The sequence below is a fragment of the Microbacterium sp. BF1 genome (genome assembly GCF_019279095.1).
Lineage (GTDB): Bacteria > Actinomycetota > Actinomycetes > Actinomycetales > Microbacteriaceae > Microbacterium > Microbacterium maritypicum.
Map to the genome: position 1 here is coordinate 1 of NZ_JAGYWT010000037.1, position 10,241 is coordinate 10,241.

7 protein-coding genes and 3 pseudogenes are annotated in these 10,241 nt (G+C 67.0%); 2 read left to right on the forward strand and 8 right to left on the reverse strand.

Annotated elements, in window-relative coordinates:
* The 4 genes and pseudogenes from KZA10_RS17655 to KZA10_RS02555 form a co-directional block, all read right to left on the reverse strand.
* Window positions 1-297, reverse strand: a pseudogene (locus tag KZA10_RS17655) (hypothetical protein); the annotation flags it as partial.
* 83 nt (window positions 298-380) lie between these two features.
* Window positions 381-983, reverse strand: coding sequence for a histidine phosphatase family protein (locus KZA10_RS02545; RefSeq protein WP_055868738.1), 603 nt, complete (start codon window positions 981-983; stop codon window positions 381-383).
* Between the two features lie 69 nt (window positions 984-1,052).
* Entirely contained in the window at window positions 1,053-2,081 is a 1,029-nt protein-coding gene (locus KZA10_RS02550) for an aldo/keto reductase (RefSeq protein WP_127482475.1), read from the reverse strand.
* Window positions 2,082-2,301: 220 nt separating this feature from the next.
* Entirely contained in the window at window positions 2,302-4,578 is a 2,277-nt protein-coding gene (locus KZA10_RS02555) for a polyribonucleotide nucleotidyltransferase (RefSeq protein WP_141386351.1), read from the reverse strand.
* A gap of 359 nt (window positions 4,579-4,937) precedes the next feature.
* On the opposite strand from KZA10_RS02555, the pseudogene KZA10_RS02560 reads away from it, so the two are divergent.
* Window positions 4,938-5,849: pseudogene (locus KZA10_RS02560) on the forward strand (UDP-glucose/GDP-mannose dehydrogenase family protein); the annotation flags it as partial.
* Between the two features lie 63 nt (window positions 5,850-5,912).
* On the opposite strand, the gene KZA10_RS02565 reads toward KZA10_RS02560, so the two are convergent.
* The 4 genes from KZA10_RS02565 to KZA10_RS02580 all read right to left on the reverse strand — a co-directional run bounded on the left by KZA10_RS02565 (window position 5,913) and on the right by KZA10_RS02580 (window position 9,938).
* Window positions 5,913-6,725 carry an ABC transporter permease gene (locus KZA10_RS02565; protein ID WP_218682093.1) on the reverse strand — a complete coding sequence of 271 codons (813 nt, stop codon included), beginning with the start codon at window positions 6,723-6,725 and terminating at the stop codon, window positions 5,913-5,915.
* Between the two features lie 7 nt (window positions 6,726-6,732).
* Window positions 6,733-7,560 carry an ABC transporter permease gene (locus KZA10_RS02570; protein ID WP_017829335.1) on the reverse strand — a complete coding sequence of 276 codons (828 nt, stop codon included), beginning with the start codon at window positions 7,558-7,560 and terminating at the stop codon, window positions 6,733-6,735.
* A gap of 77 nt (window positions 7,561-7,637) precedes the next feature.
* Entirely contained in the window at window positions 7,638-8,822 is a 1,185-nt protein-coding gene (locus KZA10_RS02575) for an extracellular solute-binding protein (RefSeq protein ID WP_218682094.1), read from the reverse strand.
* 48 nt (window positions 8,823-8,870) lie between these two features.
* Window positions 8,871-9,938 (reverse strand): ABC transporter ATP-binding protein, encoded by a 1,068-nt coding sequence (locus tag KZA10_RS02580; protein WP_218682095.1) that lies wholly within the window; start codon window positions 9,936-9,938, stop codon window positions 8,871-8,873.
* A 117-nt stretch (window positions 9,939-10,055) separates the two neighbouring features.
* Here KZA10_RS02580 and KZA10_RS02585 point away from each other — a divergent pair.
* Window positions 10,056-10,241: pseudogene (locus tag KZA10_RS02585) on the forward strand (FadR family transcriptional regulator); the annotation flags it as partial.

Consider the following 10,241-nt stretch of genomic DNA (forward strand, 5'->3'; position numbering starts at 1 on the left):
CTTCGTCGTGGGGAATTCCCAGGCCATGCGAACAGCCTGGATCGAGGACATGCTGTCTCTCATCCCCCAGATCGCCTTTCTCATTGCGCTGCCCTTCGTCCGCCGTAGGCCCACTGTCAACCACCCCACCTGGGGCGTCGACGCATCGACCACCAGGTCGGCGCCGTCGAGTTCGGAGAGATCACTCGAGGAGGTGAGCACGCGGCTCACCTCGAAGCCTTCGAGCTCGTCGATCACCGCACGGATGATCGAGCCGAGTTTCCCGGTTCCGCCGACGAGTGCTACCTGCGTGGTCATGCGCTCAGTCTATTTCGCGGGCGACCGAGTCAGGCCCGGGGCGCGCGGGTCCGTCACGCAGTCGTCCGCCGCGAGCGGTCGGCTCAGACCAGGAGCGCGTCGGGGATGCCCGTGCGCAGTTCGACCGGAAGATGCCCTGTGTCGTTGTGGGTGAGCAGCGTCCACGGGCGCCCCTGCTTCTGGGCGATGACGGTCAGGCCGCAGTGCGACTGGTTCAGCGTCATCCATCGCCATTCGGGGGCGGCCAGCACCTCGCGGACGAACCAGGAGATGACGAAGTTGTGCGTGATGAGCACCTCGTGCACGTCGCCGGTCTTGCGCACGAGGAACTCGTTCACGGCATCGGACATCTGCGCCCGGCCCGCCTCGATCTCCGCCTCGGTGATGGAGCCGAAGAACGGCTCGAACACGGACGGGGTCTCATCGGTCATACCGGTGGGCACGCAGTCGAACAGCAGTGCGGTCGGCTCCGGGTCGACCGACGGCAGACGAGCCGCGATCGCCCGCGCCGTCTCGTTGGCGCGCAGCAGAGGCGAATGCCAGACCGCATCGAGAGGAAGCCCCGACAGCCGGTCGGCGATCAACTCCGCCTGACGCTGTCCCCGAGGGGAGAGGGGTCCGTCGGCGAGACCATGCTCTGCATCCTGATGTTCACCGTGTCTGACCAGATATATGTAGTGCGTCACAACTCGCTCGCTTCATCGCCAGCATCCGCCGGGCCTCCCTTCCACCCTATGTCACGGGTGGGACGATGCTCAGTTCCCTGCCCGGGTGAGCTCGGCGACCTGGCTGCGTGAGAGCGACACGCCGGCTCCCTGCATGAGCTCGTCGACGTGATCGCTCGCGAAGGCGTTCACGATGGGGGCGGCGATCGTGCGCTGAGCGAGCAGCCACGCGATGGAGACCGCCGCGACGGGAGCGCTCACCTCTTCGGCGACCTGATCGAGCGCCCGCAGGATCTTGATCCCGCGACGGTTGAGATGCCCGCGCAGCTGTTCGCCCCGCACACCGCGTGAGGTCAGCGCCTTGCTGCGGTGTCGCCCGGAGAGGAAACCGTGCTCGAGCGCATGGGAGGGCGTCACGGCGAGGTTCTGCGCACCGGCGACGAGTCGAAGATCGCCTTCGAACGGCTGGCGACGAACAAGGTTGTACGGCGCGTCGATCACCTGGATGCGCGGATAGCCGGCCGAAGCGAGGATACGGGCCTCCACCAGACGCTCCGGCGCGAAGCCGAAGGCACCCAGGGCACCGATCTTCCCGGCCTCGGTCATCCATTCGACGGTCGCCAGCGTGTCCTCGAGGTTGGTGGTCGCATCGAGCGTGGCATCGAGATAGAGGACGTCGATGCGATCGACACCCAGCCTCGTCAGAGAACCCTCGACCGCGCGCACGAGGTTGACCGAGCCGAGACCCGGGTTGTCGGCATGCGCCCCGACCCGGACGCTGACGACGCTGCGATCACGTTGCCCCCGCGAACGCAGCCACTGCCCGATGATGTGCTCGCTGCGCCCGCCGGAGAAGCCGTCGGCGGTGTGGATCGCGTTGCCGCCGAACTCCACGTAGCGGTCGAGAATGCCGTGGCTGGTCTCGAGATCGACGTTCCAGCCGAATTCCGCAGCACCCAGCATGAGCGGGAACGTCTCGAAGCCGGTTTCGCCGAGGGCGACACGGATGGTCTCCCCTATGCCGGGACCGACGATCGGGATGGGTGCAGAGGGATGCTCGGCGACACCCTGTCGGGCGCGTTCATCCGACGCTCCTGCGCCTACGCTGAACAACCGCATACTCTCTCACCCCCGCATCGATCGGTGCGTGCCGACCTGCGTACCTGCTGGATCTGCACCCCCCGGTGCGTACTTCGAGAGTAGGCGAATTCGCCGAACGTCCCGACCAATCCAGGGAACGGCGCGGAAACGTCCGATAACGATTTGATCACACCACGGCGCGACAGAACCCGGGCCCCTCCTGTGCGGAGGAACCCGGGTTCCGGTTCAGAGCGTGCGCTTACTCGGCGGCAGCGTCCTCTGCGGGCGCTGCGTCAGCGGCCGGAGCGTCGTCGAGGACGGGCTCGAGCGAGAGCTTGCCACGGTCGTCGATCTTCGTGATCTTCACGAGGATCTTCTGGCCGACCGAGAGCACGTCATCGACGTTCTCGACCCGCTTGCCACCGGCGAGCTTGCGCACCTCGGTGACGTGGAGCAGGCCGTCCTTGCCCGGGAGCAGCGAGACGAACGCACCGAAGGTGGCGATCTTCACGACGGTTCCGAGGAACTGCTCGCCGATCTCCGGATTAGTCGGGTTGGCGATCGCGTTGACCTGGGCACGAGCGGCCTCGGCCGACGGACCATCGGTCGCGCCGATGTAGACGGTGCCGTCCTCCTCGATGGAGATCTGCGCACCGGTCTCGTCCTGGATCGCGTTGATCGTCTTGCCCTTCGGGCCGATCAGCTCGCCGATCTTGTCGACGGGGATCTGCACGCTGATGACGCGGGGCGCGGTGGGCGCCATCTCGTCAGGAGCGTCGATCGCGGCGTTCAGGACGTTGAGGATCGTCAGACGAGCGTCACGGGCCTGGGTCAGCGCGCCGGTGAGCACCGACGTCGGGATGCCGTCGAGCTTCGTGTCCAGCTGGATGGCCGTGACGAACTCACTGGTACCCGCGACCTTGAAGTCCATGTCGCCGAGAGCATCCTCGGCACCCAGGATGTCGGTCAGCGCGGCGTAACGGGTCTCACCGTTGACCTCGTCGGAGACGAGACCCATGGCGATACCGGCGACGGCCGCACGCAGCGGCACACCAGCGTTGAGCAGCGACAGCGTCGATGCACAGACGGAACCCATCGAGGTGGAACCGTTGGAACTCAGCGCCTCGGACACCTGACGGATCGCGTACGGGAACTCCTCGCGGCTCGGCAGAACCGGCACGAGCGCGCGCTCGGCGAGGAAGCCGTGCCCGATCTCGCGACGCTTCGGCGAACCCACGCGGCCGGTCTCACCGGTCGAGTAGGGCGGGAAGTTGTAGTGGTGCATGTAGCGCTTGCTCGTGACGGGCGACAGCGAGTCGATCTGCTGCTCCATCTTGAGCATGTTCAGCGTGGTGACACCCAGGATCTGGGTCTCGCCGCGCTGGAAGATCGCGGAGCCGTGCACGCGCGGGATGACCTGCACCTCGGCGTCGAGCGGACGGATGTCCGCGAGTCCGCGACCGTCGATGCGAGCGCCCTCGGTGAGGATGCGTCCGCGGACGATCTTCTTCGTGACGGACTTGTACGCGGCGGAGAACTCGAGCGGAGCCGCAGCCGGGAGCGAACCCGCCTCTGTGGCCTCGATGAGCTCTGCCTTGACACGGTCCTTGATCGCATCGTCAGCGGTCTGACGCTCGACCTTGTCGGCGATCTGGTAGACGTCGCTGAGCTCGGCGAACGCGCGCTCGGAGACGAAGCTGTAGACCTCATCGCTGTATGCCGGGAAGACCGGGTACACGCCCGGCTCCTTCGACGCGGTGGCGGCGAGCTCGGCCTGAGCCTTGACGAGCTGCGCGATGAAGGGCTTCGATGCCTCGAGGCCCTGGGCCACGACAGCCTCATCGGGCTTGGTGGCGCCGGCCTTGATCAGGTTCCAGCTGCCCTCGGTGGCCTCAGCCTCGACCATCATGATGGCGACGTCTTCCGAGCCATCGGACTTGGTGACGACGCGACCGGCGACGATCAGGTCGAACACAGCCTCACTGACCTGCTCCGCGTTCGGGAACGCGACCCACTGGTCGGCGTGCTCGCCCTGGCCGGGGATGAACGCGAGGCGCACACCGGCGACGGGGCCGGAGAACGGCAGACCCGAGATCTGGGTCGACGCGGAAGCCGCATTGATCGCGAGCGCGTCGTAGAACTCGCCCGGTGCGATCGACATGACGGTGATGACGACCTGGACCTCATTGCGCAGTCCGTCGACGAACGACGGGCGCAGCGGGCGGTCGATCAGACGGCAGACCAGGATCGCCTCGGTGGAGGGACGACCCTCACGGCGGAAGAACGAGCCCGGGATCTTGCCGGCAGCGTAGGAACGCTCCTCGACGTCGACCGTCAGCGGGAAGAAGTCGAAGCCTTCGCGCGGGTGCTTCCCTGCGCTGGTGGCCGAGAGGAGCATGGTCTCGCCGTCGAGGTACGCGGCGACTGCGCCCTGAGCCTGCTGCGCGAGGCGGCCGGTCTCGAAGCGGATGGTGCGGGTGCCGAAGCGGCCGTTGTCGAGAACGGCCTCGGTGGCGGTGATTTCAGGACCTTCCAAGAGGTCTCTCCTTCTTTGTTTAGACTCGCGAATCCATGTGACGCGCGAGCGTGTTCAAAGGAGCGGAACGGAAGGGTTCGGGCGCGCGGGCACTCCCGCGAATCTCGCCTGCGCTGGCCACCAGTAGAAAGCCACCCGACACGCGCCGAGGAACCCACCACAGGGGACCAGCTTCTCCGCCGATCGCTCCATGAGTCGATGTGAAATTGTGCAGTTGACACACGTCAACCTCATTCACCCTACCAGCGCGGACCTCGAATCCTGCGCGTCGTCACGCATCGCGGATACGACATCGGCCGGTCACAGCCCGTTCACCGCGCGGATGCTCCAGCGTGGGGAGCACCCGCTGTGGTGGAGCCATGCGCTTGTCAGTGATCGGCTGCGGGTACCTCGGTGCCGTGCACGCCGCCGCCATGGCCTCGATCGGACACGACGTCATCGGCATCGACGTCGATGAGCAGAAGGTGAGCGCTCTGGCCGCCGGATCGGCGCCATTCTTCGAGCCGCGGCTCTCGGAGCTCCTCGCCGACGGCCTGAGCTCGGGACGGCTGCGCTTCAGCAGCCGGATGGCGGACGCCTCGGGTGCGCAGGTGCACTTCCTCGCCGTCGGGACCCCTCAGATTCCTGGAGGTCACGCCGCGGACCTCCACTACGTCCACGCGGCGCTCGACGGCCTGCTCCCCCACCTGCGTGCGGGAGACGTGGTGGCGGGCAAGTCGACCGTGCCGGTGGGAACCGCCGCAGGACTGGCGGAGCGCGTCGTCGCCGCCGGAGCCGCACTCGTGTGGAACCCCGAGTTCCTCCGCGAGGGATGGGCGGTGCACGACACCCTGACACCGGATCGCCTCGTGGTCGGCGCCGAGGCGGATGCCGCCGGAAAGCGCGCCGTCGGTGTGCTCCGAGAGGTGTACGCCTCGAGCATCGACGCCGGGACGCCCTTCCTGGTCACGGACCTCGCGACGGCCGAACTCGTGAAGGGCGCGGCCAATGCCTTCCTCGCCACCAAGATCTCGTTCATCAACGCGATGGCGGAGATCGCGGAAGCGTCGGGCGCCGACGTCGCTCTGCTCGCCGACGCGCTCGGCCACGACACCCGGATCGGGCGACGATACCTGGGCGCGGGCATCGGCTTCGGCGGGGGCTGCCTCCCGAAGGACATCCGAGCGTTCACCGCCCGGGCGGAGGAACTCGGTCGAGGGGAAGCGGTCGGCTTCCTGCGCGAAGTCGACGCGATCAACCTCCGGCGTCGCGACCGAGCGGTGCAGAAAGCCGTTCTGCGACGGCACCCACAAGGCGACGGGTTTCCGCACCGACGACTGAGCAGTGTCCCTGCGTCAGTCGCGCTCGTCGACCTCCTTCCCCAGCCGTTGCGAGATCCACACCGGGAGGAAGGAGGCGACGATGACGACCGTCGCGACCACGTTGACCACGTTCGCCTCGTTGGGCCTGGCCATCTGGTTCATGATCCACAGAGGCAGGGTGTCGACGCCCGGCGGGGCGGTGAAGATCGTGACGTAGACCTCGTCGAAGCTGAGCGCGAAGGCGAGGAGGGCCCCGGCGATCAGCGCACTGCGGAACTGCGGGAGCGTGACGAGCCGGAACGTCTGCCACGGACTCGCGCCGAGGTCCTGCGAGGCCTCCTCGATGCTCGGGTTCATCCGCCGAAGCCGCGCGAGCACGTTGTTGAAGACCATGACGATGCAGAAGGTGCCGTGCGCGATGATCATGCCGTAGAAGCCGACCTGGATGCCGATCGGCTCCAGCAGCTGGTTGTAGGTGTTGTTCAGGGCGACGCCGGTGACGATGCCGGGGAGAGCGATCGGCAGCACCACCAGGAGGTTCACGGCACGCTGTCCGAAGAACGAGTACCGCTGCAGCGCGAACGCCACGAGGGTGCCGAGGATGACGGCGATCACGGTCGCCCCGGATGCGACGAGCACCGAGTTCAGGAGCGCGGCGCGCACAGGCTCGCTCGTGAACGCCTTGCCCCACCATTCGAGGGAGAAGCCGCTCACCGGCCAGCTGACGATACGCGCGGAGTTGAAGGAGTTGAGCACGACCAGCGCGAGCGGGATGTACATGAACGCGAGGACGATCGCGACGATGATCCCGAGGACGATCTTGGAGGTGCGGGACAGTCTCAGCATGCGCGACTCACATCCTTTCCAGTGCGCCGGTGCGCTGCACGCTCACCAGGTAGATGACGACGAACGCGATGGGTACCAGCGAGTACGCGGCCGCCAGCGGGGGGTTCAGGTTGATGTTCGATGCGATCACGCTGCCGATCATCTGGGTGTCTCCGCCGACGAACCGGGCGACCAGATAGTCGCCGAGGCTCAGGGAGAACGTGAAGACGGAGCCGGCGATGAGGGCCGGCTTGATGATCGGCAGCACCACCGATGCGATCGTCCGCCACGACCCGGCGCCGAGGTCGGCGGAGGCGTCGAAGAGGTTCGGCGGCACCTGGCGGATCGCGGTGTACACCGGCACGGCCATGTACGGCAGCCACAGGTAGGTCAGGGTGAGCACGACGGTGAGCACGCTGAAACCCGGTCCGGAGAGACCGAACGGCGCCAGTAGCCAGTTCGCGAACCCCTGCTCGGTGAACGTGATCCGCATCGCGAGGACCTTCACCAGGTACCCGGCCCACAGCGGCAGGGTGATCGACACGGCCAACAGCGCCCGCAGCCACGGCGATGCGACCTTGGCCATGAAGATGCCGAGGGGCACCGAGATGAGGATGGCGAGCACCGTCACGGCGAGGGCGATGCCCAGCGTGCGCATCGACGTCGACAGATAGGCGGGGTTGACGAAGAGCTGCTCGAAGTTGCGCAGCGTGAACCCCGGCTTCACCTTGGAAGTGAAGGGGTCGGTGATCCAGAAGGCGGTCACGAGGAGCATGACCAGCGAGAAGATGTAGATCCCGATGAGCCAGGTCATCGGAAGGGCCAGGAGCCCGGCGATCCGGAGGCGGCGCTTCATGTCGATCCCGTTCGTGGTTGCGGAAGATGCGGGAGGGTGAGGGGGCGGGTCGGCAGGACCCACCCCCTCGATGCGGCTCAGCCCTTGACCGAGAGCCAGGCGTCCGTCCACTGCTGGAAGTTGGTGCAGGTGACGTCGGTGCGGCCGTCGATGCACTGCTCGATCGGCGTCGTCCAGAACCAGACCTTCTTGAAGTACTCCTCATCCGTGGCGTTGAAGTAGTCGCAGTGCGCCTTCGCCTCCTCGCTGGTGTCGCAGAACGCGGCGTTGGCCGGGGCCATGCCGAAGTTCATCGCGATCGCGCCGTTCACCTCCGGCGAGGACGAGTAGTCCATCCACGCATACGCGCAGTTCGGGTTCTTCGACTCGGCGGCCAGCATCCAGGCGTCCGACCAGCCGGTCGAGCCCTCCTCGGGCAGCACGCTCTTGAACCTGTCGTCCTCCGTGAGCTTGCGCAGCACCTCCCATGAGGTGCCGAGCACCGTGGTGCCGCCCGCGAACGACGTGATCTGCGCGGCGGGGTCGGACCAGTACTCCGACACGATCTCGTTCTGCTGCTTGAGCAGCTCGACGGCGGCCTTCAGCTGCTTCTCGTCGAGCGCGTACGGGTTGGTGATGCCGAGGTCGGGCTCGTGCGCCATGAGGTACACCGCGGCGTCGGCGATGTAGATCGGGGCGTCGTAGGCGATGACCTTGCCCGCGTAGGGGCTGTCCTTCTCCCATGCGACATCCCAACTGGTGGGCTCCTCGGTGACGACGTCGCTGTTGTACTGCAGGATGTTCGCGCCGCGGCCGATCGGGATGCCGTAGGACTTGCCGTTGATGGTGTCGTAGATCTGGCCCTTCATGCCCTCGACGATGTCGTCGCCGAAGTTCGGGATGAGCTCGAGGTTGAGCGGCTGCACGTCGCCGCCCGCGATCAGGCGCAGGCTCGCGTCACCCGAGGCGGAGACCAGGTCGTAGTCGCCGGTGCGCATGAGCTGCACCATCTCATCGCTGGTTCCGGCGACGCGGCGATTCACCACGCATCCGGTCTCGGCGGTGAACGCGTCGCTCCACGCCGGCTCGACGAATCCGCTCCAGGCGACGATGTTCACCTCGCCCTCGTAGTCGCCGAGTTCCTCCTGCATGGCGATGTCGGGAACGTCGATCTGGAGTTCGCCGGAGCCCTCGGATGCGGTCTCGCCTCCGGTGGCGCAGCCGGAGAGGGCGAGGACGGCGACGGCCGCCATCGCCGTGGTGGCCAGGATCTTCTTACGCATGGATCGCTCCTTTGTGATCAGTGCTGGGGGTGGGGATGTTGCGGTGTTTCAGGGAAGCCGTGCCGCGTGGTCGGGAGACCAGGCGGCACGGACGTGGTGTCCTCGAGCGACATCGTCGTCGGCACCGTGTCGGGTGTTGGGGCGTTCGGCGATCAGGTCGATCCCGGCATCGGTCGCGACCAGGTAGCGGGTGGCCGGGCCGGTGTAGACGATTTCGCTGATCGTCCCGTCGAGAGCGACCTCGCCCGCGGCGAGCGTGCCCTCACGATCGATCAGCCGCATCCGCTCCGGACGCACGCTCATGGTTCGGCGGTCGCCGGTGAGGCGCTCGGCGAGGTCTCCGCCGATGAGGTTCGAGAGCCCGAGGAAGCGCGCGACGAACTCGGTCTGCGGGCGCTCGTAGACGTCGCGCGCGGTGCCGATCTGCTCGATCCGACCGCCGTTGAACACCGCGACCCGGTCGCTCAGTGTGAGCGCCTCCTCCTGGTCGTGGGTGACGAAGATGAAGGTGATGCCGACCTCGCGCTGGATCTGCTTGAGCTCGATCTGCATCTGCTCGCGGAGCTGCTTGTCGAGCGCGCCGAGCGGCTCGTCGAGCAGCAGCACCTGCGGACGCAGGATGAGCGCGCGGGCCAGGGCGATGCGTTGACGCTGGCCGCCGGAGAGCTGGTGCGGCAGGCGATCGGCCACGTGGTCGAGTCGCACCTGCTCCAGCGAGGTCTGCACCCGGGCGGCGCGGGCGGCTTTCCCCTCACCGCGGACGCGGAGCCCGTAGCCGACGTTGTCGGCGATGGTGAGGTGGGGGAAGAGTGCGTAGTCCTGGAACACCGTGTTCACCGGACGTGCGTGCGGCGGCGTGCGTGTCACGTCCACGCCGGAGAGGCGGATGCTGCCACCGGTGACGTCCTCGAAACCGGCGATCATGCGCAGCACCGTCGTCTTGCCCGAGCCCGAGGGCCCGAGCATCGACAGGAACTCCCCCGAGGCGACCTCGAGGTCGAGGTCGCGGACGGCGGTGAACTCGCCGAAGGATTTCGTGACGCTGCTCAGTGTCACCGTCCCGTCCGGGCGGGTGGCCTCGGGGGCTGCGGGTGCTGCGGGGGCCGTGGCGATCATCTCGCGCTCCTCGGATCGTCGTCGAACGGGGAAGATTCACCAAAACATATAAACCCAGAGGTAATATGTCAACAGGAACTTCTTGGGTATCGTGATCACGGAAGGGAGAATCGCAGGATGGCATCGAGCTCGACGACGCACCCGACGCACGCCTCCGCTGAGCGCTCCCTGGAACTCGAGCACGAACCCGAGCACGAGCAGCCGCACCGTCTTCAGGGCGCGCTGTTCCAGCCCATCGGCGATGAGGGACGGGCGGAGCTCGTCGAGCGCCGCCTCGTCGACGCCATCACCCGCGGACACCTC

Excerpts from the sequence above, each read along its gene's own strand:
- KZA10_RS02565 (WP_218682093.1), bottom strand. The coding sequence starts at position 6,725 with ATGCTGAGACTGTCCCGCACCTCCAAGATCGTCCTCGGGATCATCGTC.
- KZA10_RS02575 (WP_218682094.1), bottom strand. The coding sequence starts at position 8,822 with ATGCGTAAGAAGATCCTGGCCACCACGGCGATGGCGGCCGTCGCCGTC.
- KZA10_RS02580 (WP_218682095.1), bottom strand. The coding sequence starts at position 9,938 with ATGATCGCCACGGCCCCCGCAGCACCCGCAGCCCCCGAGGCCACCCGC.
- KZA10_RS02550 (WP_127482475.1), bottom strand. The coding sequence starts at position 2,081 with ATGCGGTTGTTCAGCGTAGGCGCAGGAGCGTCGGATGAACGCGCCCGA.
- KZA10_RS02570 (WP_017829335.1), bottom strand. The coding sequence starts at position 7,560 with ATGAAGCGCCGCCTCCGGATCGCCGGGCTCCTGGCCCTTCCGATGACC.